The organism is Acidobacteriota bacterium, assembly GCA_012729555.1.
In the GTDB taxonomy this organism is placed as follows: Bacteria; Acidobacteriota; UBA6911; order UBA6911; family UBA6911; genus UBA6911.
Map to the genome: position 1 here is coordinate 57,268 of JAAYCX010000051.1, position 23,775 is coordinate 81,042.

Genomic DNA, 23,775 nt, shown 5'->3' on the forward strand with positions numbered 1-23,775 from the left:
TTCCTCTACAATACATAGCAACTCGTCAATCGGGGAAAATCCTCTCCCCGGCGAACGATCCAACTGCTTCGGACCACCGCCTGTCCCGATGGCCCGGTTATGCTGAAGTCTACCACATACCGTCTACCATACTCATCGTGCTCTTCCGGCATTGCATCATTGTTTACTGCCGCCGCCCGCAGCGCACGCTGAAGATCCTGGACATGTTCAAGCGTGATCCCCAGTGATGACTTGAAGACCCGAGCCTTGTGGCACCCACGACGATGCTCGGGATTCAGGCAGTAATCCTGCAGCTTCTTTCCATCAACGACAGCCCGTTCTCCATTCGGCAGTTTCACCGTGTCGCTCTCCCTTGGGCATTGTAACACGACCCCATTTCTTTTCCGGCTCCTCGACAAGCTTTCGTTCAGGTCGTGCCGGGTGCGTGGCCGTGTAGATCAACTTCAGCTTTTGGTTTTCAAGCGTTCGGCCGTGGCGGCTTTTGGGTGTTCGCTAACAGAATTTGTGAGTTTCCCAATATCCCTATTCGAAATCCGATTTGTGCTGCTTGGATTCACGCCCTCTGGACGCGCAAGAGTTCCGGTGGTTTAATGGTACGGGAACCCGGATTCTGGGGGAATTCGCGGCTGGAGCCGCAATACCTGCAAGCGGGCAATAGATGGCCGGGGGTCGCGTGGGGGATCTATCGGAATTTCACATATACCGGCTAATGCTTCCCATCGCATCTTCTATTTCGTACAAATATCCATTCCAACAAATAGAGAAGACTCCATAGTGCAGCGGCGTAAAATGGAAATGACACTCCCCAATAGATCTTGATGCGGTCGAAGTGGGAACCCTCTCCCAAAAGAAGGTCGAGAAAGCCAATGGCTGGTATATATAAACAATCCATTATCTTGTCAAATGCTGTTAAATCGTCCTGTGATGACACAAACCGAAAGCTGGTACTCATCGCAAAAACAATGCACATCGACAGGCAACATGAAATTAGGAATCGAAGAATTTTACGCTTGTTCATCTGATGTTGACCCCAAAATCCCGACGCACCCTAGCTTTGTCAATGTCCCATTATCTAGCCTAGAGCTTGTTTAGCTTCCTGATTTCATCATCTCTAATCAATTGTTGATTCATAGGAAAAAGCTTCTGTTCTTCCTGCTTTCTAGTGGGCACCCCCCCATATTGGCTCACCAACCTGCCAGAAATGATACTGGCGCAGGGGGGCGCTGCATACTGATCCAACGCAGTTCGGTGAATTTCTCCAGGCCCGCCCGGACGCCGAACCGACCCCAGCCGCTGCCCTTGATCCCCCCGAAGGGGATCTTCGGCTCGTCGTGCACGGTCTGGTCGTTGATGTGCACGATCTCCGATTCGTTCCTCTCTCCGCGTTGTCTCCGCTTAATCATTGCACAGAATTTCCCAACTGGTTTGTCCTGTTTTGAGTGCCATGATTCCTCCCGTTGTTCGGGGGTATCATAGGCATTCACCAGGCCCTTGGGAATGAGGGGATCATTGCACGCTTACCTACTTGCGCATGAAAAACAGTGGCCCAGTCATGCAAGAAGAGTGAACTTACAGAAAATATGTCGCTCTGTCGGGGATCAATGCACGCTTACTCTTCATCACCGTAATATTGAAAGTCGAAAGTACACTCGAGATTCAGATCGGCTAGATTACGCATTTGCTTTGGCCAAAGCGTCGGACCGCCTCCTCCGAATTGAGACCACCAGATGCAATGTACAAGCATTTCGACCCCTCTTTCTGCCTGAAGCAATTTTATGGCTTCAGTACGTGGTTCCAATCTTTCATATATCCAATCCAGGTGGCGTCTCAGATCTTTCGATATGACAAATGTTTCGGAAGACAAAAACCAACAGTTAACTTTGTCAATCCGAACACGTCCCGTCATAATGCCATAATGCTTCTCCCCAGCAATTACCTCTTCCGTTGGTTTAATTCCCATTATCTCGGTCACTTCCGAGGGTTTCATTTTACCTGAGTAGATACGCAATTCTGCGCATGTCCGTTCACAGGATTCATCCGAATCATCGATTGGGTGTAAAAAAAGGAAATTATCTGTTTTGTTATCAATCATCGCAGATAATGTACAATATTACCAGGTTCGCAAAATCCAACTGTTTATGACACGGTAGTACTAGAAAGGATACTGGCGCGGGGAGCGCTGCATGCTGATCCAGCGCAGCTCGGTGAATTCCTCCAGGCCCGCGCGGCCGCCGAACCGGCCCCAGCCGCTGTCCTTGATCCCCCCGAAGGGGACCTGCGGCTCGTCGTGCACGGTCTGGTCGTTGATGTGCACGATCCCCGATTCGATCCGCTCGGCGATGGCCAGCCCCCGGTTGAAATCGCGCGTGATCACCGAGGCGGAGAGCCCGTAGCGGGTTTCGTTCGCCACGGCGATCGCCTGCTCGACGTCGTCCACCTCGATGATGGACACCACCGGGCCGAAGGTCTCCTCGCAGCTGAAGGGGGTGCCGGGCCGGGCTCCCGCGACCACGGTCGGGAGGTAGCAGGGGCCCTCGGCCCTGCCTCCGCACAGGATCCGCGCGCCGTCCCTGACGGCGCCCGCCACGCTCTTCTGGATGTCCTCGAGCTGGCCCCGGTTGATGATCGGCCCGATGACGGTTTCCGGGTCGCGGGGGTTCCCCACCTTGAGGCCCGACACCCGCTTGACGAACTGCTCGGTGAAGCGGGCGGCCACCGGGCGCTCGATCAGGATGCGGCGCGTGGACATGCAGATCTGCCCCTGGTGGAGGAAGGCGCCGAAGGTGGCGGCGCGCACGGCGTGATCGATGTCGGCGTCGGCGAGGATGATCATGGGGTTCTGCCCCCCCAGTTCCAGGGCCACGCGCTTGAGGTGGCGCCCCGCCTTCTCGGCCAGCTGGCGCCCGACGGAGGAGGAACCGGTCATGGAGATGCGGCGCACGATCGGGTTCTCGATGAACTCGTCCCCGATTTCGCCGCTCCGGCCGGGACCGTTGGTGACGACGTTCAGGACCCCTTTGGGAAAGCCGGCCTGGTGGAACACCTCGGCGATCAGGACGCCGCCGGCGGCCGAGGACTCGGTCGAGGGCTTGAGCACCGCCGTGTTGCCGTACGCGATGGGCATGCAGATCGAGCGCAGCGACAGGATCAGCGGCGCGTTCCAGGGCCCGATGCCGGCCACCACCCCCACCGGCTGGCGCAGGGTCATGTGAAAGGCGCCGGGGAGGTCGGAGGGGAGGATTTCCCCGGCGGACTGGTGCACCTGGGAAGCGGCCTCCCGCAGCAACCCGGGGGTGAAGCCCGCCTGGAACATGGCAAAACCGGAGGCGCAGCCCGTCTCCTCCGCGAGAATGGCCACGACTTCGTCCCTCTTCTGCTCCAGGATATCGCCGGCCTTGAGGAAGAGGCGCCGGCGCTCGGAGGGGAGGGTGCGGGACCAGGCCGGGAACGCGGCCGCGGCGGCGGCCACCGCGCGGGCGGCGTCGGCCCGCTTGCCCGAGGCCACGCGGGCGAAAACCTCCCCGGTGAAGGGATTGAAGTCCTCGTAGAACTCGCCGTCGGCCGCCTCGCTCCACGCCCCGTCGATGTACATCCGGTATTCCCTGACCATGGCCCCCTCCTTGGTTGAATGCCTCCCCCCATCATAATCCGGCCGGGGCGATTTTCCACCGGCTATCGAGCGGCGCGCGCCTTTTCCAGCGGGGACGGGCCGCCGCTGCTACTGCAGCAACCGGCGGTAGACCGCCTCGTCGCCGGCCGTGAACACGTCGAAGACCACCCGGGCGACCCCGCACCCCCGGTCGAGGGTCTCCCGGACCGTGCGCACGGCGATCCCGGCGGCCTCCTCCCGCGGGAAGCGGAAGACCCCGGTGGAGATCGCGCAGAAGGCAACGGCGCGGCAGCCGTTCTCTTCGGCCAGCCTAAGACAGCGGGAGTAGCAGGAAGCGAGCAGCTCCCGGTCGCGCTCCGACACCCGCGCGTGGATGATGGGCCCCACCGTGTGGAGCACGTATCGCGCCGGGAGGTTGTAGCCGGGGGTGATCTCGGCCCGCCCGGTCGGTTCCGGGTGCCCCTGCCGCTCCATGATCTCGTGGCACCGCAGCCGCAACTGCACCCCGGCCCAGGTGTGGATGCAGTTGTCGATGCAGTCGTGGCACGGCTCCCAGCACCCTTCCATCCGGCTGTTGGCGGCGTTGACGATGGCGTCTATCCGCAGCGTGGTGATGTCCCCCCGCCACAGGACCAGGCGCGGGTCGGCCGTCGCCGGCAGGGCGTCGGCGTCGACCACCCCCCGCCGGGCCGTCTCCGCCTGCAGGTACTCGTCCTGCACCCGGAGGAATTCCTCGCCAGCCGGGCGGGCGGGGCGGACGTTCATGAGGGAGCGGAGCAGCCGCCACCGTTCCTCCCCTCCCTGCGGAACCGCCACGCCGCGGTACCGGTCGTCTTCCGCCAGCAGCGCCTCGATCAGGGTCCGCAGCCTCTCCTCCTGGGTCATGCCCCCTCCCCGGCCGCCACGCCCGCCGGCGCGCCCGCCGGTGCGCCTTCCGCCTTCGCGAACCGGACGTGCAGCCGTTCGATCACCTCGCCGGCGTCCCACGGCATCGGGGTCGCCCGCCCCGCGAGTTCGGCCGGGACCATGGCGAAGCCCCCGTGGCCGGGCCACTCCCGGTACTCCCGGTTGACGCGGAAGAGGTGGGCCCGCCCGTGCAGGTGCGCCAACCGCTCGAAGGGCCAGCGGATGACCCCCGGGGTGTTGAACCCCACCCCAAGTTCGAGGATGCAGAGGCGTCCGCCCGCGGTCCCCTCGATCCACTCCTCGTAGCGCCCCCGCTCCTCCCGGTACCCATCGAAGGAGCGGAACGCCGTCGCGAGCGACGCCCCGCACGAGGGGCAGCGGGGGATGGCGCTCTCATCGGAAATCGTGAAGGTCTCCGGGTCGATGAGCGGGAGGAGCCGGTCGATGACGGGCTCGACGGCCCAGGTCTCCCGCGTGCAGCCGGCCGTGCAGCGGAGCCGGTCGTAGCTCCCCTGGGCCTCGAACACCCGCTCCATGGGGAAGCCGGTGCGCAAAAGCTGCCGGTCGCAGTTGGAGGTGACGACGAAAAAATCCCGCCCCGCAAGGAGCGCGAGGAGTTTCCGGTAGAGTTCGGCCGGGGGGAAGACGTGGCGCACGAAATGGATATGCCGGACGAGGTAGGCCCACTCCCTCGCCTCGGGCCACCCTTCCTTCTCCCGCTCGAACAGCTGGTAGGGGTAGTGGTAGCCCCGGGCCGCCATCTCGGGCTGAAACCGCCGGAAGAGGTCCTCGTCGAGGTAGCTGAGCCCGGCGGCGGCCGAAAGCCCGGCCCCCGCGCCGACGAGGACCCGGTCGGAATTCTCGAGCCACTCCCCCAGGGCGTCGACCGCTTCCGCCAGCCCTCCGCTCCCGGCCTTCGCGTATATCCACTCACTCTCACGCATCCGGACCTCCCCGCAAACCTTTCCATATTACCCATCGGGGGGGAGGGCGTAAAGGGCGCTCCGGCCCCGGGGCCGGGCCCGATTTTGGACCGGGCGCCGTCCGAACCGGTGTAAAATCGAAGGAAGGAAACGGAGGGGGACATGCTGGACATTGAGGGGAAGGGGGCCTTCGTCACGGGGGGCGCCAGCGGGATCGGGCTCGGGATCGCCGAAGCGATGGTCGACGCCGGCATGAAGGTGGTGATCGCCGACATGCAGGAGGACTACCTCGGGGAGGCCCTCCGGGGCTTCCGGCAGCGGGGGCGCGGAGAGAGCGTGCACGGGCTGCTCCTCGACGTGACCGACCGCGCGGCTTTCGAGCAGGCGGCCGACGAGGCGGAGGGGGTGTTCGGCAAAATTCACGTGCTCTCTGCCAACGCCGGCGTCGGCATCCTCGGCCCGGTCGGGGACGCGAAATACGGCGACTGGGACTGGGCCCTGGGAGTGATGGTCGGCGGCGTCGTCAACGCCCTCCAGGTTTTCCTCCCCCGCATCCTGCGCCACGGCGAGGGGGGGCACATCGTCGCCACCTCCTCCATGTCGGGGGTGCTCCCGCTGCCGGGCACCGCCATCTACTCGACGGCCAAGGGGGCGGTCGTGGCCCTGTGCGAGGCGCTGCGGGGGGAACTGGCCCCGGACAAGATCGGAATATCCGCCTTCTGCCCCGGGCCGGTGGCCACCCGGATCAGCCGGACCGGGCGTCTCCGGCCGGAAAAGTACCGGAAGGAGAGCGGCTACGCCGAAATGGAGCGCCGGATCGAGAACCGCCCCGCCTTCCGGAGCGAGATGAGCCCCGGGGAGTGCGGCCGGAGGGTGCTCGACGGCATCCGGCGCAACGATCTGTACATCTTCACCCACCGGGAATTCCGGGAAGGGGTCGCGGAAAAAATGGAGGCCATGCTCGCCTCCTTCCCGGACGAGCCGGTCGACGGCGCACGGGCGAAGGAATTCGCCTTTCTGACCTCCAATCCCATATACCGGGAGATCCTCGAAAGGAAGGGGCGCGCATGAAGAACGTGGAAGGGAAGGTGGCCTTCATCACCGGCGGGGCGAGCGGCGCCGGCCTGGGGATGGCCCGGGTGTTTCTGAAAAACGGGATCCGGGTCGCGATCGCCGACATCCGCCGGGACAGCCTCGACCGCGCCATGGCCGGGTTCGAGCGGGGGGCGGAAGTGCACCCGATCCTGCTCGACGTGGCCGACCGCGAGGCGATGGCGCGCGCGGCCGACGAGACCGAACGGGTGTTCGGCCGGGTGCACATCGTGTGCAACAACGCCGGGATCAACCTCTTCGTCCCGATCGAGGAGTGCACCTACAACGACTGGGACTGGGTCATGGGGGTCGATTTCGGCGGGGTGGTCAACGGCGTCCAGACCTTCGTCCCCCGCATCCGGCGGCACGGCGAAGGGGGCCACATCGTCAACACCGCCTCGATGGCCGCCTTCCTGCCGAGCCCGCTGGCGGGGGCGTACACGGCCGCCAAGTTCGCCGTGCGCGGCCTGAGCGAGGCGCTCCGGCTGAGCCTCTACCACCACAACATCGGCGTCTCGGTCTTCTGCCCCGGGCTGATCAACAGCGCGATCTACGAAAGCGAAAAGATGCGGCCCGATGCGCTCCCCTCGCCCGAAAACACCGAGCGCAACCGCCGCTTCATGGACCGGCTCCCCGAAATCCACCGGTTCGGGATGGACCCGGAGGAGGTGGGGGAAAAGGTCCTGGCCGGAATCCGCGCCAACGACCTCTACATCTTCAGCCACCCCGAATTCCGGGACGAACTGAGGGAGATGTTCGACCGGACGCTCGCGGCCGTCCCCGCGGGGGAGGTCCCGGCCGAGCGCCTGGCGTTCGAGCAGGGGCGGCGCGAGGGGCTCGAAAAGGACAGGAAAGGGGCCGACGCGATCGGCTGACAGGGAGAAACGTACGATGACGACACGGAAACGGATGGTGGTGCTGAACCCGGAAGGCCCCCTGGTCCCGGTGACCGAAGGTTCGGGGGCGGGCGTTCCCCGCTGGGAGATGGCGGCGCGCCCCGAAAGCCTCGACGGCAAAACGGTGTACCTCGTCAACCAGGGCTTCGGGGGGAGCGATCGCTTCATGGAGCAGCTGCAGGCGTGGTTCGCCCGGCACATGCCGACGGTCCGGACCGTGGTGAAGCGCAAGACGGGCTTCATCTTCCGGGACGACACCCGCGACCTGTGGAAGGAGATCAAGGAAAAGGGGGACGCCGTCGTCTTCGGGGTCGCGGGTTGACCCGGCTGCGTCACGGCGGTCGCCGGATGTTGCCGCACCCTCGAGCTGAAATACGGGATCCCCACCGCGCCGGTTTCGACCATCGCCTTTGAACGCATGGAGCGGGAAGACCGCGAGTTTCACGGGGTCCCCCTGCGCTTCGTCTTCACGCCCCACCCCGTGGTCTCGATGCCCCCCGCGGTCCTCGCCCGCTACATCGAGGGGAACGACCCGGCCACCGGGCGTCCGGTGATCGCGGAGATCCTCGAGGCCCTCACCCGCCCCTATTCCGAAGAGGAGAGCCGCAACCACGCCGTCGTGCGCCCCGTCCCGGAGCACCGGCGCCTGCTCGAGCCGGACACGGAGGAAAACCTCGAGCGCCTGTTCACCGAGCGCGGGTGGAGCGACGGGCTCCCCGTCGTGCTGCCGACCGAGGAGCGGGTGGCGCGCATGCTCGCCGGCACCGGCCAGAGGCCCGACAAGCTGGCGGGGAAGGCGCTGCTCGTCGACACGCAGGAAACCCTGAGGGTCTCGGTCGAGGCGGTCGCCGTCGCCGCGGTGATGGCCGGGGCGGGGCCGGAGCACCTCCCGGTGCTGCTGGCCGTCGCCTCGGCGGGGCAGCCGGCGATCCAGCCCTCGACCCTCCCCTTCGCCAGCGCGCTCCTGGTCAACGGCCCGATCCGGGGCGAGATCGGGATGAATTCAGGGATGGGGGCCCTGGGACCCTACAGCCGGGCCAACGCCGTCATCGGGCGCGCCTGGACCCTGATGAGCATCCTGTGGGGATACGCCCGGCCCCGCCGCACCTTCTGGACCTCCCAGGGGAACAACTATTCCTACAACAACCTCTGCATGGCCGAAAACGAGGAGCGGAGCGTCTGGGAGCCGTTTCACGTCACGAAGGGGCACGGCGCCGGCGAGAGCGTCGTCAGCCTCTTCCGGGGGTGGAACCTGATCAACAGCATGGGGGCCGCGGCCCGGCGCTCCTGGGGGGAGGAGGTCCGGATCCAGATGCAGGCGCTCCCCGCCCTCTATTCCGCCGCCACCCTGATCCTGGACCCGCTCACGGCGCGCCACCTCCGGGAGAACGAGGGGTTCGCAAGCAAGGCCGACGCGAGCCGCTGGATTTCCGAAAACGTGACCCTTCCCGCGGGCCGCTTCTGGGGCAACGACATCATCGACATGCTGGTGACGCCGCTGGCCCTGGCCGGGGTGAAGCCCTACGCCGACTGGAAGCGGCTGCCGGAGGACGCCCCCATCGCCCCCTACCACCGGCCGGACAAGGTGAACCTCCTGGTCGTGGGGGGGGAGACGAGCCCGTTGTGGAAGATTTCCGATTTCGACCATGTCGCCACCGTCTCCGTCGATCGGTGGCGTCCCGGCGCGCCCGCACCCCGGGGCGGGGAGGAAGGCGCGGACGGGGGGCGCGGCGCCTACGAGGGCACACGGGAGTGAAATGATCGGCCTCGTCAGCAGCCCGGACACCCGGCAGAAGCTCGAGATCCTGAGCGCGGACGCCCAGTACGACCTGGCGTGCGCCTGCGGCACCGGCAAGGACGACCGCCGGCGGCGAGGGTCCGGGGACGGCTGGATCTATCCCGTGACCCTCGCCGGCGGGGGCACGAGCGTCCTGTTCAAGACCCTGGTCTCGAACGTCTGCGCCAACGACTGCCTCTACTGCCCGCTGCGGGCGGACCAGGACGTGCGCCGCTGCGCCCTCACCGGGGAGGAGACCGTCCGGGCCTTCCTCGATTACTACACGCGCGGCAGGGTGTTCGGCCTCTTTCTCACCTCGGGGGTGCCGGGAACGCCCGACGCCGCCATGGAGCAGCTGATCCGCGTCGCCCGCATCCTGCGCACCCGGCACGGCTTCAGGGGCTACATCCACCTCAAGATCATCCCGGGCGCCAGCGCCGCCGCCGTCGAGGAGGCGGTTTCCCTCTCGACCGCGGTCTCGCTCAACATCGAGACCCCCGGGGCGCGCCACCTCGCCCGCCTCTCCCGGCGCAAGGACTTCCTGCACGACATCGTGGAGCCGATCAAGCTGGTCAGCCGCCTGACGGCCCCCGGCGCGCGCTACGAGCGGGTGAAGCAGACCACCCAGTTCGTGGTGGGGGCGGCGGAGGAGACCGACGCCGAGATCGTGCGCTACATGGGGGGGCTCTACGACCGGCTCCGGCTCCAGCGCGTCTACTTCAGCGCCTACCAGAAGGGGCCGGGGGACTCCGCGCCGGCGGGGGAGGGCGCACGGACCGGCCGGGACGCCCTGGCCCGGGAACACCGCCTCTACCAGGTCGATTTCCTGATGCGGCGGTACGGGTTCGCCGCCGCGGAGATCGGCTTCGACCCCTCCGGCAACCTCCCGCTGGAACTCGACCCGAAGGAGGAGTGGGCGCGGAGGCACCCGGAGTTCTTCCCGCTGGACATCAACCGCGCTCCCGCGCGCGACCTGCTGCGGGTCCCGGGGCTGGGGGAGGTCACCGTGCGCCGGATCGTGGAGCGGCGCAAGGGCTCGAGGATCCGGGCCCTCGACGAGGTGGCCCGTCCCACGGCGTGGATCCGGAAGGCGGGAGGATACCTCAGAGCCTAGCGCTTCGCTCCCATGGCGCCCTGGGCTCGCTACGGTTTGTGTCCGCCCGGAACAGCCCCTGCCGGAGCCATCGAGGATTTCCTGCAGATCCCGCGACATCGGGCGAAAATATGCGTCCTTTTCGCCCGATGTCGGGGGCCCCGTCAGGCCTTTTTTCCCCTGACCTTCGGTGGGAAGTAGTCCCTGACGTCGTAGCAGCCGATGTGGCGGCCGATCGCCCCGGTCAGGCTGAGGTTCACCCCCCCCGCGCCCCCCGAAAATCCGAAGCCGCAGTCGTGGGTGATCCGGGTGTTGATCAGGACGATCATCTGGGAGCCGTTGCACGCCTCCTCGTTGACGGCCATGAGGTAGACCCCGTCGCGTACCTTGACGTAGATGCAGGGGGCGCACCACTGGGCCCCCATCGTCTGGTTTTCGGTGAAGATGGTCCAGGAATGGGAGTGCGGGGTGGTATACAGGTGCATCGACGTCATCTGGTCGCTGTAGGACCAGGAGAAGGCGTGCCCCACCAGTTCGTCGGTGAAGGTGTGGCGCAGGTACCGCGGCGCGTTCACCCCCTTCATCTCGGCCACGCCGAAAAGGGCGTAGTAGGAGGTCTCGTTGCCGTAGTACTCCGTCCCCATCTGCGAATGGATGCAGGTGGTCAGCCCGTTGATCAGGTCGAGGGCCACCTGCACGCTCGCGCGCGGCTTGCTGTCGACCAGGAGGTGGCTGAACCAGGCCAGCCGGTCGTCGGCCTCGTAAGCGCGGTAGTCCACCTCGTGCCAGGCGGTCTCCCCGTCCTCGCGGTACTTGAGCCGGTACTTCTCCCCGACCTGGTAATGGCGCACCGGCCCCCCGCTGTCGTAGCGGAGGGTGAACTCCCTGCCGACCAGGATGTCGCTGAAGGGCATGTTGTTCCCCGCCATCGCCTGGACCGCCTCCATCCCGCCGCCGAAGGCCTTGGTGCTCTTCTGCGCCGCCTGGTGCACCTCCTCGTCGGACATGTACTGGAAGTCGCGCACCGGGCGGTAGACCAGCCGCTGCCCCTTCCCCGGGGACTGCGGGTCGGAGGCGGACTGGACGACCATCGGTTTCTTGCCGTGCTCGTCGAACGGCTCCAGCCGGGTGAGTTCCCCGACCACCTTGCCCGTCCCCCGGAACATGTAGTATTCCAGCTCGTCCTTCTCGTTCAGGCCGAGCCGCACCCCCGCCTGGGTCTCCGTGAAGAGGTCGGCGACGAAGAGGGTGAAGATGCCCGAAAACTCGCACTCCGTCCGGTCGTAGATGAACATGTTGTCGTTGACCAGCACGTAGTCCGAGGGGCTGCAGTAGGCGAGGTCGTCGTTGTGGCGCGTCAGGTCCGCGAAATTCGAGCTGGCCACCGAAGCGTAGAATTCGAGGGTCTCGATTCCCGTGTCCTGTTTCCAGTACATCCCCTTCCCCTCGATCCGGTTGGTCAGGTGGTGGCGCGCCTCGGGCGCCTTCCGGCCCGGGGCGTCGACGTAGCCGAAATAGATCTGCCGCTGCACCTCGCGGTCGTCGACCGTGATTTCCTTTTGCCCCAAGGTCTTCTCCTTCCGGCCGCTCGAGAGCCAGACCTCGAACACCGTGACCAGGTGCGTCTCCCGGTCCACGAAGACGTTGTACCCCTTCTGGGCCCCCGGGATCATGTGGGAGAAGAAAACCACCTGCCCGAGCGTCAGCCCCCCATACCCCGCGCGGATCTTCTTCCCGCCGTTTTCGGACAGCTCGAGCCGCTTTTTGTCCCTGAAGGCGTATTCCAGGACAGGGCCGCCGTCGGTCACTATTTTCAGGGACTTGCCCGACAGGGCGTCCGAGAATTCCGATACGCAAACCGGACCGGAATCGGCGGCCTCGAGCTTCCGCCCCACCTGGTCCTTCGTCAGCTTCGTGTATTTGAATCGATGCATGGGTATGTTCATCAGCCTGCCTCCTTTGGGCCGCCCCGGATTTACGGGAGATCTATCGATTTGAGTCATGCTATCATAACCGATTATGCCGGATTGCGATAATGGTTCCTGTGCGGCCGGGGCCGGGTTCGAACCCCCCGGCGCTGCAGCCGCGCGCGAAAGGACATCGAGATGAAACCCTCCACCATTTCCCAGTTGTTCGGCCAGTCCCCCTTCCCCCTGCTCAAGGAGCACATGGAGAAGGTCAAGCTCTGCCTCGACGAGGTCCGCCCCATGATGGAGGCGGTGGCCGAGGGGAAGGGGGCGGAGAACGAGGCCGCCCGCAGGATCATGAGGATCGAGCACGAGGTCGACCTGATCAAGGTGAACCTGCGCGACAACCTGTCCAAGAGCATTTTCCTGCCGGTGGACCGGAGCGACCTGCTGGCGGTGCTCTCGGCCCAGGACGGGATCGCCGACATGTGCGAGGACCTCGCCGTCCTCGTCACCGTCCGCACGACCCGGATCCCGGACGCGTTCAGGGACGGGCTCTTCGAATACCTCGACAAATGCCTGGAGGCCGCCTACCTCTGCGTCGACATCACCCGGGAATTCGACAGGATGATCGAATCCTCCTTCGGCGGCCACGAGGCCGAAAAGATCCTCGGGATGATCGACGCGGTCAGCGCCCTGGAGTGGGAGGCCGACAAGAAGCAGTACCGGCTCGCGCAGCACCTGTTCCAGCTGGAGGACCGGCTCTCCCCCGTGGACGTCATGCTCTGGTTCGAGATCTTCAAGGTGATCGGCAACATCGCCAATTCGGCCGAAAAGATGACCAAGCGCCTCCGCACCTTTTTCAAGGCGTAAGCCCCGCACCCGCGCAAAGGAACAGCATGGACCCTCTCTCACTCCTCATCCTCGTCATCGCCACCGTCTTCTGCGTCTACATGGCCTGGAACATCGGAGCCAACGACGTGGCCAACGCCATGGGCACCTCGGTCGGCTCGAAGGCGCTGACCCTGAAGGGCGCCGTCATCGTGGCGGCCGTCTTCGAGTTCTCCGGGGCCCTCTTCATCGGCTCGCGCGTCACCGACACGATCCGGCGCGGCATGGTGGACACCGGACTCTTCGCGGCCGACCCGATGATGCTGGTCTACGGCATGCTCGCGGCGCTGCTGTCGGCCGCCGTCTGGCTCAACATCGCCTCCAGATACGGCCTCCCGGTATCCACCACCCACGCGATCGTAGGGGCCGTCACCGGTTTCGGGATCGTGGCGGGGGGGTGGGCGTCGATCCAGTGGGGCACGATGGTGAAGATCGTCCTGAGCTGGCTCGTCTCCCCCCTGAGCGGCGGCATCATGGCGTTCGCCCTCTTCACCTTTCTGAACCGCAAGATCATCAACGCCGCCAACCCGTTCAGGGCATTGCGTTTCCATGTCCCCATCCTGGTGTTCGCCGTCGTCGCCGTCATCGGGATCGCCCTCTTTCACGAGGGGCTCGCCAGCGTGCGCCTCCCGATTCCATTCTGGTTCGCCGGTCTGCTGGCTCTTGCGGTCGGGCTGGCGGCGGCCCTGGCCGTGCGCATCGCCATCGTCCGGATCACGGAACGGAGGAGCCCCGAACTGCTCAGCCGCTTCAATTTCATCGAGTACATCTTCAAGTACCTGCAGATCATGACGGCGTGCTACGTCGCCTTCGCCCACGGGTCGAACGACGTCGCCAACGCCGTCGGCCCCTACGCCGCCATCGTCTCGATCCTCGGGAGCCACAACGTGGCGGCGAAAACGGAGGTGCCGGTCTGGATCCTCGGCATGGGGGGGATCGGCATCGTGATCGGGCTGGCGACCTACGGCTACAAGGTGATCGAGACCATCGGCAGGAAGATCACCGAGCTGACCCCGTCGCGCGGGTTCGCGGCCGAATTCGGGACGGCCACCACCGTCCTCGTCTGCTCGAACCTCGGCATCCCCATCTCGACGACGCACACGCTCGTCGGCGCCGTTATCGGGATCGGGTTCGCTCGCGGCATCTCGGCGCTCGATTTCCGCATCGTGCGCAACATCTTCTCGTCCTGGTTCATCACCCTGCCGGCGACGATGCTCATTTCCATCGTCCTCTTCCTGGCCTTCCGCTACATGTTCGGCGCGTAGGGGCCGTCTCAGCCCGCCGCCGTGATGCCGTGATCGCTGATGCCGCGGATCCAGTAATCGGGGGTGTGGGCGAAGTTCATGAAGATGACGACGAACCCCATCGCCGCCTGGAGCATGAGGCCCTTGTCCCGGTAGAGTTCCTCGAGGTGCCGGTCGCGGGCGCCGGAATCGGGATGGTTGAACTGGTTCATGCAGAAACCGTCGAGCAGGTGCCTCCCGCCCGGGGAGGTGATCTGGGTCAGCCCCCCTTCCTGGGCATATCCCTGCACCTCCATCAGGATGGAGCGCTGCCGGTCGAGGTCGGTCTCGTGGTAGGCCATGATGTGCAGGGCGATCCGCTGGGCCTCGTCCATGCCGGCCAGGGCGAGGGCCTCGAAGAGGCGGCCCGTGGCCCCGTCACCCCGGGCCGCGTCCTTCTCCCGGATCAGGGAAAGGAGGATGGCGTTCTTGAAGAGCTGGTAAAGGCGCTGGGCCCCGTCCAGAGGGGATTTGACCGGGTGTTCGATCCCGGGCCGGTACCCTTCCCCGGAAGGGGGGAACAGCACCCGGAAGACCACCCGGAAGAAGTCCGTGTCCTTGAGGAGGTCGTCCACGTCGATATGCATGTCGAGGGTGTTGTCGAGGCGGTCGGCCAGCTTGACCCGCACCAGTTCGGGCGTCTGCGCCGTCCGGTCGAGCAGCCGGCCGATGTACCCGTAGTAGGACTCCCCCTCCCTGATCGCCAGGTGCTGGAGCCGCTCCATGAGATACCATTCGTCGGTGGGGTCGATGTCCTTCAGCAGGTTCCGGAACTTGGCCTCGGCCTCGACGAACCTCTCCGGGCCCAGGGCCTCGACGGTGAGGTCCTCGTATTTGTCGTGGAGCAGCTCGGTGAGCATGTCGAGCAGGTGGGGCCGGTCGGCCGCCTGGCCGAGCAGCGCCGTCGCGCGGAGCGGGTGGAGGATCGCCGGGGGACCGACCCGCCGCCGCTGGGTGCCGTAGGCGTGGTCCAGGTACTCGAGCACGTGCAGCAGCGCCTCGCGCTCCGAAGCCCGCTCCAGGGGCGCGCGGTTGGTGATGATGCGGACGATGTTTTCCCGCCCCACTCCCTGGGCCGTCAGCTGCATGTTCAGGGAGGCGGAAAGCCTCAGAAAATCGGTCAGGTCATGCAGCGGCATGGGGTGCCTCAATGTACATATTTCAATGATGTACCAGAATACGCCCGAATGCCAAAAAATCCGCTCCCGCTCCGGGCGGCCTGGACCGGGTGGCTGCAGTTCAGTCCCGCTGCGCCTTCGCCTTCTTCGAGGCGAACCCCATGATGAGGCCGAGCGCGATCCCCAGCAGCGCGGCGGCCGCCACGCGGTAGATCTCCGGGAGGAGGAAGGTGACGGTGTGCGCCGGAATCCAGAACCAGAGGACCGCCAGGCCGACGACGCGCAGCATGTTGCGCCAGTCGATCGACCGGAAGACCTCGACCGCCGGCCACGCCGAGAAGAGCCTGCCGCGCCCGATCAGGGTGTCGGTGAAGCGGTGGAACACCATCATCTCGAAACCGAAGATGAGGTTCATCAGGACCGACTTCCAGAGCGCGGGGGCCAGCGCCAGCCCGGCGCCCGGGAGCATCCCGCGCCCCAGCAGCGCGTCGACGCCGGTCGAAAAGAGGGGGATGACGAGGGCCAGCATCACCCCGATGGCGCCCCAGACCAGGGCCCGCTGCCCCAGCCGGACCCCCCCGAGGCGCCACCGTCCGGTGGCGATGCGGGCCCCGAGCAGTTCGCCCATCGTCCCGAGCAGTACGAACTTTGCGAAACCCATGAGGTAGGGGTGGAGGGCGGTGGCCGCCTTGAACCAGCCCGCGGTGGGCTCGACCAGCAGCCCGGCGACCGCTCCGCAGAAAACCAGCAGCCAGAGCAGGGTGATCAGCATCTGCATCGGATGGACCTCGTCGGTGAGATAGGATTTAAATCATTACATCGTGGTTATTTATCGTGGCCCGTCCCCGTTTTTCTTGGAGGTGAACAGGTCGTACAGGATGGGGAGCGCCACGAGGGTGAGGATGCCCGAGCTGAGGATCCCCCCGAGCATCGCGATGCCGGCGCCGTTTCTCATTTCGGCGCCGATCCCCCGGCCGAAGGCCAGGGGGAGCATCCCGAGCACCGCGGCGATCGTGATCATGGCGACGGGGCGGAAGCGCTCGCACGTCGCCTCGATCATCGCCCGGTGGCGCGGGACCCCCTCCCGGATGTGGACGTTGAACTGGTCGACGATCAGGATGGCGTTGTTGACCACGATCCCCATCACCATGACGAAGGCCATGATCTCGAAGACGCCGAGGCTTCCCCCGGTCCAGACGAGGCCCCAGACGGTGCCGATCAGCGCGAGCGGGACGGTGACCAGGATCAGCACCGGCTGGCGGAACGATTCCAGGATGGCGGCCAGCATGAGCACGATGAGGATGATCGACAGGACGCCGGCCTCGCCGAGCCCCTCGAGCCCCTCGCTCATGACCTCGTAGACCCCGCCGAACCGGTAGCCGTACCGCGGGGGGAAATCCCCCTCGGCGTCGAGCCGGGCGCTCACCTGCTCCACGGCGCTGCCGAGAGGCAGCTCCGGAGCGAGGTTGGCGTAGACCTTCGACATGCGCTCCTTGTCCTTGCGGGTCAGGAGGATGGGGGCCGCCCCCTCCTCGACCGAGGCCACGGTGCCGAGCAGCACCGGCCGGCCGGGGGCGCCGGGGAGGAGAAAGGCGTCGACCTGTGCCCTCCCGGTCTGCTCCGCGAACTTGACCACGATGTCGTAGTTGCGCGCGTTCCGCTTGAAGGTGCCCGCGGCGATCCCCTCGAGGTTGGCCCTCAGGTTCATCCCCACCTCGAGCACCGGGTAGGCGAGGTCGGAGAGCACCTCCCGCTTCGGCACGATCCGCAGCTCCGGCTTCCCCTCCCGCACGGAGTGGTCGATGTCGGTGACACCCGGGATCGGGGCCACGAGTTCGCCGGCGGCCAAAGCCAGCCGGTCGAGGGTGCCGTACTCCTCCCCGGTGATCTCCAGTTCCAGGTCGCTCCCCTGCCCCCCGATGATCACCGGGACGTTCACGGTGACGATCGCCCCCGGATAGTCGGCGAGCCGGGCGCGGACCTCGGCGATGATCCCCTCGAGCGTCCGCTCGCGCTCGTCCCGTTCGGAGAACTTGAGGAGGATCTGGGCGAGGTGGACCCCCTCGGACGTCTGCCCCACCATCCCCTCCACCTTCCCGACGGTGCTCAGCATGTGCCGGAGCTCCGGCAGGTCCCGCAGGCGCGCCTCGGCCTCCCGCACCCGCTCGGCCGTGCGCGACAGGGCGTTGCCGGTGGGGTATTCCAGCTTGACGAACAGCTTCCCCTGGTCGGAGTCGGTCATCATGTTCGTCCCCATCCGGCCGGCGGCCAGCAGCGAAAGGGCGAAGAGGACGCCCACCAGGGCGAGGACCAGGACGGCGGCCCAGCGGTGCCGCTCGTTGTACTCGAGCAGCCCCCGCAAGGCGCGGGTAACGGCCGAGAAGCCGCGGTTCCACCCCCGCTCCAGGGCGGCGAGCGGGGAGCGCCCCCCCTCCCGGGGCGGCTTGAGCAGCAGGGAGCAGAGCATCGGCGTCAGGGTGAAGGAGACCAGGAGCGACACCGCCGTCATGATCAGCATGGTCAAAGCCAGCGCCCGGATGAAAAGTCCGATCATCGAATCCATCATCGCCAGGGGGAAGAGGACGACCACGTTGGTGGCGATGCTCGCGAGCACGGCGACCGTCGCCTCCGACGTGCCTGCCCGGGCCGCTTCCCGCGGGTCGCCCGACCGGTCGAAACGCTTCACGATCGCCTCGAGGACCACGATGGAGTTGGTGACCAGGATCCCCACCGAAAGCCCCACGGCGATCAGGGTGGAGGCGTTCAGCGTCAACCCGGCCAGCTCCATGAAGAAGAGGCCGATGACGATGGTCAGCGGCATCGTGATCGCCACCACCAGGAGGGAGCGGAGGTTGTGGAGAAAGAGGAGGAGGATCAGGGCGGTCAGGAGGATCCCCTGCAGCACGTCGACCCAGGCGCTCCGGTTCATCGCCTCGATGAAGCGGCCGTCGTCGGCCACCCAGACCAGCTGCATCCCCCCCGGCAGGACGGCCCCGATGTCGTCCATCGCCTCCCTGACGGCGCCCACCACCCGGACCGCGTTCGCGTCCGACCGCTTGATCACCCTCAGGGCCACCGCCGGCCGGCCGTCGACCGCCGCCTCCTGCCGCATCTCCTCGGTGGCCATGAGCACCGTGCCGACATCCCCGATCCGGGTGCGCTGCCCGCCCGAGCCGGCGATCTCGAGCTTCTCCAGCTCCCCGATGTCGTCGTAGTCGGCGTCGAACTTGACCGCGAACTCCGAGCCGCCGTCCCGCAGGTTGCCCGAGGGGATGGTCCGCACCCCCTGCCGGATCGCCCGGACGACGTCCATCGTCGACAGCCCGCGCGCACCGAGGCGCCCGCGGTCGATCCGGACCTGGACCTCCCGCCGGGCGCCCCCGACGAGCTGCACGTCGGCCACCCCCGGGATCATCGTGATCCGGTCGCGAAGGGTGTTGTCGGCGTAGTCGAAGATCTCGTCGATGGGGGCGTCGCCCGCCAGCGCCAGGTCCACGACCGGGGCGGCGTTGAGGTCGTACTTCTGGATGATGGGGTCCTCGACATCCTCGGGCAGGTCGGCCCGGATCATGTCGAGCTTTTCCCGGACGTCGGTGGCGGCGATGTCGACGTCCACCCCGAGGTGGAATTCGAGCAGCGTCTGGCACATGTTCTCCATCGAGGAGGAGGTCACGTGCTTCAGCCCGTCGACGCTGACCACGGCGTCCTCGATCCGCTTGGCCACGTCGGTCTCGATCTCCTCCGGCGTCGCCCCGGGGTAGACCGTGACCACGGTGATGTAGGGGATGTCGACCCTGGGCATCAGCTCCAGCCCCAGCTTCCGGGCCGAATTGAGGCCCAGCAGCGCCAGCGCGATGATCAGGGAGCCCATCGCCACGGGCCTTTTGACCGAAGCGGCGGAAAGAAACATCAGCGATCCTTCCCGACGACCGTGACCGGGTCGCCGTCCCGCAGCAGGTCGTTCCCCGCCGTGACCACCTCGGCGCCGGGCGCCAGATCCCCGCCGGTGATTTCCACCCAACCGTCCGTCTCGAGCCCCGTGGAGACCTCCACCAGGCGGGCCCGGTCGCCGTCGCGGACGAAGACCACCCGCCCGTCGGTCCGGGCCGTGAGCGCCTCCCTCGGGACCCCCGGCCCCTCCCGTTTCTCGAGGAGCACCTCCATCCGTGCGATCCTCCCGGGCACGATCCCGGCCGGGGGGTCCTGGATCAGGCAGCGGATTTCAAAGGTCCGCAGGTCGGAACTGACGGTCGGACTCTTGTAGGAAACGGCCCGGTTGCGCAGCACGGTGTCCCCCACGTGCACGTCCACCCGGGTCTTCCCCGGGGTGACGCGCGCGAAGGCTTCCTCGGGGAGAAAGGCCGACACCTCCACCGTGGAGAGGTCCTCGATCCGGAGCACGGGGGTCCCCGCCCCCGCCATCTCCCCCGGCTCGAGGAGCCGCCGCGTGACCACCCCTCCGATCGGGGCCGTGACCAGGGAGTCCCGGAGGTCCTTTTCGGTGATCGCCAGGTTCGTCCGGGCCTGCTCCATCCTCTTCCGGGCCAGGTCCACGGCTATCCCGGCGTGCTTTTTCGCCGCCTCCATCTGCAAAAAGTGCGACTCCCTCGCCTCGAAGGCGCTGGCCGTCACCGCCTTGTCCTGCTCGTACAACCGCCGGAAGCGCTCGTAGTCCAGTTTGACCTTGTCGTAGTCCGCCTCGACCTGCTCCTGGTTGGCCTGCCGCTCGAGCACGCCGTATTCCGCGACGGCCAGTTCCTGCCGCGCCGCCTCCACCGCCTTCCCCAGTTTCAGGGCGTCGGTCTGGAACAGGCGCGTCTCCCCCGCCGTCACCCGGTCCCCCTCGTCGACGAAGATGGCGTCCAGGGTCCCCGGGATGCGGGCGGAAACGAGCGCCTCCCGCTTGACCTGGACATCGCCCGACGGCGAGAGGACCGAGAGAAACGTCCTCTGCCGCACGGTTTCCACCCGGACGCTTTTCGTCCCCGCCGGCGCCGGCGGCTTTTCCCCGCCCCCCCGGCAAGCGGGGAGGAGGAGCGCCAGCACGAGCGCGGCGATCGAAGCGTAACCCTTTCCCTGTTTCATATCACGGTTCCTTTGGGGTTCGGCCCAGCACGTCGCCGAGCGTGGCCAGCGCCACCTGCCGCTGGAAACCGGCCATCGACCGGATGAAGCCGGCGCGTTCCTTTTCCGTCACCGCGTCCAGCAGCTCGGAAAACTGAATCATCCCCTCGTCCCACAGCGCCCGGGACTCCCGCAGGCGCTCCTCGGCCGTTTCCAGGTTCTTCGATGCCACGGCCGCGTAATCGGCGGCCTGGTCCACGCGGTGGCGCGCCCGGAGCACTTCGAGCAGGATCGCCATGCACCGCTGCTCGCGCCTGACGAACGCCTCCTTCTCCCGCTCCCGCGCGGCCCGGTACCCGAACAGGTTCCGGAAACCGTCGAAGGCGGAGAGGACGGCGCCGACGCCGTAGGTCCAGACGTTGGAATACACGAGAAACGAATCGCTGCTGTGGGTGAAGCTCCCCAGGCCCGCCACGCGCGGGAGGAAGGCGGCCAGCGCGGTCTGCACCTCCCGCTTCCGGATCTCGAGGGTGCGGTCGTCGACGTGGAGTTCCAGGCGGCGGGTGAGTGCTTCCAGGGCGTCCTCCTCGAGCGACCGCCGCTCGAAGGGGAGGAACGGGGCCTGGCGCACGAGCTCGATCTTCCCGAAGGGGTCGAGCCCCATGGCGACCATGAGTTCCGCCCGGGTCTCGGCGAGCAGGCGCCGGACGTTGTCGCGCGCGATGGTGCTCTCGAGCAGGAGCGTCTCCACCTCCTGGCGCTGGGAGGGGAGGGCCAGCCCCTCCCGTTCGAACGCCCGGGTCTCCCGGAGCAGCGCCTCGACGTTCTCGATGGTCACGCCGAGATATTTCTCCGCGTCCCCGAGGGTGAGGACGGCGAAGTAGAGCGTCGCCACCTGCAGCGAAATCATCTGGCGGGCCCGGTCGCGCAGCAGGGAGCTGATCTCCTCCCCCCGCCCGCGGATGTCGTACAGGAGCCACGCCTGGGGGAGGAACACCGCCTGCTGCACCTCGATCTCCGTCTGGTGGATCCGCTGGTCGGACAGCTGGACCACCCCCCCCCCGGTCCGCCGCAGCTGCGGGTTGTCCGTCCCGGAGTAGCCGAAACGGAACTCGATCTGGGGGAGGAACAAGCCGAAAGCGGCCTTCCGGTCGAGCGTGGCCAGCCGCCGCCCGATCTCCGCGACCCGGAGGTCCAGGTTGTTGTCGAGCGCGATCCGCACACACTCCAGCGCCGTCAGCGGCCGCTCGGGGAGAACGGCCGCCGTTTTTGCCTGCAGCCCGGGATGAAAGACCGCCGCGTGCTCGACCCGGGACACCCTCGGGCCGCAGCCCGGGGCGACGAGAAGAAGGCCCAGAAGTGCCGCAACGGGGAGGAACCGGCGGGCGGTCCCTCCCATGAGATTGGTCGTTTCAGAATTCATGCCGCATCCGCCGCTCCACCGGGGGAAAAGGTACCCCCCCGCGCGCCCGAAGTAAAGAACCGGCGCGTTCCGGCCGGCGGTTCCAGGTTACCAGGCCTTCGGGTTGCCGCCCGGGGAGATCCAGTCGGCCACCTGCTCGTTGTAGATGACGCGTTTGCTGAAGAGCCACTGGCCGTCCACCTTGACCATCTCGTCCTCGTAGTGCCCGTAGGAATCGATCTGTGCCTTCCGCTCCGGGTTGTTGTTCCCGTAATGGAACCAGTAGGCCTTCCCCACCGCCCGGTCGCCGTCGACCTTGATCACGATGTTGGTGATGTTGTGCCGCCCCGTCGGGGGGTAGGAGCCCTGGACAGCCTCCGCCGTGGGATCGAACACGTTCTGGGCCTCTTCGATCTTCTTGCGGATCTCGGCGCGCCCCTTGGCCTGGTAGGCGATGATGTCGAGCACCCCGTCCTCGGTGAAGGTGGAGACGTAGGTGTCCAGGTCGGACGAGTCGAGCGCGAACAGGTAACGGGCCTGCAGGTCCTCGATCTGGGCGCGGTCCTCGGCGTAACTGCCGGCCGCTTTCGTCCCCGCGGTGTCGGCGGGGGTGCAGGAGAGGGTCAGAAGCAGGCAGGCGGCCAGGGCGGCGCCGGTCCATCCGGTCAGTGTTCCCTTCATGGTGTCCTCCAGTGGCTCAAACGGTTGTCCTTGAGACCCTCCCGGGCTATTCCCAACCCGTTCGGGTTCCGTATGGAAGGACGAGGCCGGTGGCCTCGATGTCGTAGATCTTCCCCTTCCGGATCTTGAAAATGTGAATGGCGGGCATGTTGAAGGTCCCCTGGTAGGCGGGGACGCTCGTCACCCCGGGGACCCCCTTGAGCTCCATCGTCTTGAGCTTGCTGTCGTGGTAGAGGTTGGAAAAACCGACGGCCAGCCCTTTCTGTTCGTCGATGACGAGCAACCGCCGGTTGCGGATCTCGGAGATGTAGGCCCACACCCCGGCCGTGATCTGCTCCTCGCACGTGTTGGGCACGGCCGCCAGCGCCCGGGCCAGCTTCATCATCTCGGGGTCGGCCGCCCCCGGGGGGGGGAACTGCGGGGCGTCGGCCGCGGGCTTGGCCGCTTCCCGTTTCCCCCCTACCGAGGTGGCCCCGTTCTCGCGCCGCTCGCACTCCCGGGCGAAGGGAGCCAGCGTGCCGTCCTCCCCCGTGAGCGCGTCGTAGTAGGCGAGCCCGATGTCGAGCATCCGCGCCCGTGGGGTCCGCTCCTCGGGCGCCAGGTCCTCGACCAGGCCGGGGCGCGGCTTCCGGAGGTTCTGCATGGAGTGGAGCTGGTCCTGCCGGACGACATGATGCTCGGCTTCCGAGACCTTTCCCCGGCGCAGGGCCAGCCGGACCCCGAGGAGGACGTCCTCCCTGCCGTTCTCCTTCATCATGACCAGGGCCGCCACCTGCTGCGCGACCGGGTCGGCGGCGTAGACCTGGAACTCTTCGGGCCCGCCCGAGGCCGTGACCCACAACCCGTACCCGACCGGGATGTCCGCCGTGTTCTCGGTGAACTTGACCTCCTTGTCGAACGGCACCTTCCCGGGATCGTGAGCGACCAGGGCGGAGAGGTACTGTTTCATCACGTCGACCAGGCACTGCCGGTCGCAGGTCTCGGCAGCGCCGAGCAGGCCGGGAACGGCCAGAACGGCGGCCAGGGCCGCAATCCACAGGGTACCGGGGCGTTGCATGCTCATCGTGTCTCCCTTCGGTCTGTCTGGACAAAAGCGCGCGCTACGGCAAAATAGTTGAAGCCGGCTTCCGGA

21 protein-coding genes are annotated in these 23,775 nt (G+C 66.5%); 7 read left to right on the plus strand and 14 right to left on the minus strand.

What is annotated here, in order from left to right; translation table 11 throughout:
• Positions 1 to 5: 5 nt before the first annotated feature.
• The 6 genes from GXY47_10185 to GXY47_10210 form a co-directional block, all read right to left on the minus strand.
• Positions 6 to 338, minus strand: coding sequence for a hypothetical protein (locus GXY47_10185; GenBank protein ID NLV31511.1), 333 nt, complete (start codon positions 336 to 338; stop codon positions 6 to 8).
• A gap of 846 nt (positions 339 to 1,184) precedes the next feature.
• Entirely contained in the window at positions 1,185 to 1,403 is a 219-nt protein-coding gene (locus GXY47_10190; GenBank protein ID NLV31512.1) for an aldehyde dehydrogenase family protein, read from the minus strand.
• 206 nt (positions 1,404 to 1,609) lie between these two features.
• Positions 1,610 to 2,092 carry a DUF4279 domain-containing protein gene (locus tag GXY47_10195; GenBank protein ID NLV31513.1) on the minus strand — a complete coding sequence of 161 codons (483 nt, stop codon included), beginning with the start codon at positions 2,090 to 2,092 and terminating at the stop codon, positions 1,610 to 1,612.
• 60 nt (positions 2,093 to 2,152) lie between these two features.
• Positions 2,153 to 3,610, minus strand: a complete 1,458-nt coding sequence (locus tag GXY47_10200; GenBank protein NLV31514.1) for an aldehyde dehydrogenase family protein — start codon at positions 3,608 to 3,610, stop codon at positions 2,153 to 2,155.
• 108 nt (positions 3,611 to 3,718) lie between these two features.
• Positions 3,719 to 4,495: a protein-ADP-ribose hydrolase gene (locus tag GXY47_10205; GenBank protein ID NLV31515.1), complete on the minus strand. Its 777-nt coding sequence runs from the start codon at positions 4,493 to 4,495 to the stop codon at positions 3,719 to 3,721.
• Positions 4,492 to 5,460 carry an NAD-dependent protein deacetylase of SIR2 family gene (locus GXY47_10210; protein ID NLV31516.1) on the minus strand — a complete coding sequence of 323 codons (969 nt, stop codon included), beginning with the start codon at positions 5,458 to 5,460 and terminating at the stop codon, positions 4,492 to 4,494. Before GXY47_10210 ends, GXY47_10205 begins: the two co-directional genes overlap by 4 nt.
• A 141-nt stretch (positions 5,461 to 5,601) precedes the next feature.
• Between GXY47_10210 and GXY47_10215 the strand changes: the two genes are divergently transcribed.
• The 5 genes from GXY47_10215 (at position 5,602) to GXY47_10235 (ending at position 10,318) form a co-directional block, all read left to right on the plus strand.
• Entirely contained in the window at positions 5,602 to 6,510 is a 909-nt protein-coding gene (locus GXY47_10215) for an SDR family NAD(P)-dependent oxidoreductase (GenBank protein NLV31517.1), read from the plus strand.
• A complete protein-coding gene (locus GXY47_10220; GenBank protein NLV31518.1) occupies positions 6,507 to 7,406 on the plus strand; it encodes an SDR family NAD(P)-dependent oxidoreductase in 900 nt (299 codons plus the stop codon). Before GXY47_10215 ends, GXY47_10220 begins: the two co-directional genes overlap by 4 nt.
• Positions 7,407 to 7,422: 16 nt before the next feature.
• The gene (locus GXY47_10225) at positions 7,423 to 7,749 is read left to right on the plus strand and encodes a hypothetical protein (GenBank protein NLV31519.1); all 327 of its coding nucleotides are present in this window, start codon (positions 7,423 to 7,425) and stop codon (positions 7,747 to 7,749) included.
• A 96-nt stretch (positions 7,750 to 7,845) separates the two neighbouring features.
• Positions 7,846 to 9,183, plus strand: coding sequence for a hypothetical protein (locus tag GXY47_10230; protein NLV31520.1), 1,338 nt, complete (start codon positions 7,846 to 7,848; stop codon positions 9,181 to 9,183).
• Position 9,184: 1 nt separating this feature from the next.
• The gene (locus GXY47_10235; GenBank protein ID NLV31521.1) at positions 9,185 to 10,318 is read left to right on the plus strand and encodes a radical SAM protein; all 1,134 of its coding nucleotides are present in this window, start codon (positions 9,185 to 9,187) and stop codon (positions 10,316 to 10,318) included.
• 143 nt (positions 10,319 to 10,461) lie between these two features.
• Here GXY47_10235 and GXY47_10240 read toward each other — a convergent pair whose 3' ends face one another.
• Positions 10,462 to 12,243 (minus strand): hypothetical protein, encoded by a 1,782-nt coding sequence (locus tag GXY47_10240; protein ID NLV31522.1) that lies wholly within the window; start codon positions 12,241 to 12,243, stop codon positions 10,462 to 10,464.
• Between the two features lie 159 nt (positions 12,244 to 12,402).
• Here GXY47_10240 and GXY47_10245 point away from each other — a divergent pair, with 159 nt between their 5' ends.
• Together GXY47_10245 and GXY47_10250 are read left to right on the plus strand one after the other, a co-directional pair.
• On the plus strand, positions 12,403 to 13,077 hold the full coding sequence (locus GXY47_10245; GenBank protein ID NLV31523.1) for a TIGR00153 family protein: 675 nt from the start codon (positions 12,403 to 12,405) through the stop codon (positions 13,075 to 13,077).
• Between the two features lie 26 nt (positions 13,078 to 13,103).
• The gene (locus tag GXY47_10250; GenBank protein NLV31524.1) at positions 13,104 to 14,360 is read left to right on the plus strand and encodes an inorganic phosphate transporter; all 1,257 of its coding nucleotides are present in this window, start codon (positions 13,104 to 13,106) and stop codon (positions 14,358 to 14,360) included.
• An 8-nt stretch (positions 14,361 to 14,368) separates the two neighbouring features.
• Here the strand turns inward: GXY47_10250 and GXY47_10255 are convergent, their stop codons facing one another.
• From GXY47_10255 to GXY47_10285, 7 genes are all read right to left on the minus strand, one after another.
• On the minus strand, positions 14,369 to 15,517 hold the full coding sequence (locus tag GXY47_10255; protein NLV31525.1) for a hypothetical protein: 1,149 nt from the start codon (positions 15,515 to 15,517) through the stop codon (positions 14,369 to 14,371).
• Between the two features lie 100 nt (positions 15,518 to 15,617).
• Positions 15,618 to 16,274: a hypothetical protein gene (locus GXY47_10260; GenBank protein NLV31526.1), complete on the minus strand. Its 657-nt coding sequence runs from the start codon at positions 16,272 to 16,274 to the stop codon at positions 15,618 to 15,620.
• Between the two features lie 51 nt (positions 16,275 to 16,325).
• Complete coding sequence (locus GXY47_10265; GenBank protein NLV31527.1) at positions 16,326 to 19,406, minus strand: efflux RND transporter permease subunit; 3,081 nt, start codon at positions 19,404 to 19,406, stop codon at positions 16,326 to 16,328.
• Complete coding sequence (locus tag GXY47_10270) at positions 19,406 to 20,581, minus strand: efflux RND transporter periplasmic adaptor subunit (GenBank protein NLV31528.1); 1,176 nt, start codon at positions 20,579 to 20,581, stop codon at positions 19,406 to 19,408. Before GXY47_10270 ends, GXY47_10265 begins: the two co-directional genes overlap by 1 nt.
• A 1-nt stretch (position 20,582) precedes the next feature.
• Complete coding sequence (locus GXY47_10275; GenBank protein NLV31529.1) at positions 20,583 to 21,983, minus strand: TolC family protein; 1,401 nt, start codon at positions 21,981 to 21,983, stop codon at positions 20,583 to 20,585.
• An 87-nt stretch (positions 21,984 to 22,070) separates the two neighbouring features.
• Positions 22,071 to 22,643, minus strand: coding sequence for a nuclear transport factor 2 family protein (locus GXY47_10280; GenBank protein ID NLV31530.1), 573 nt, complete (start codon positions 22,641 to 22,643; stop codon positions 22,071 to 22,073).
• Between the two features lie 46 nt (positions 22,644 to 22,689).
• Entirely contained in the window at positions 22,690 to 23,706 is a 1,017-nt protein-coding gene (locus GXY47_10285) for a hypothetical protein (GenBank protein ID NLV31531.1), read from the minus strand.
• Positions 23,707 to 23,775: the final 69 nt, after the last annotated feature.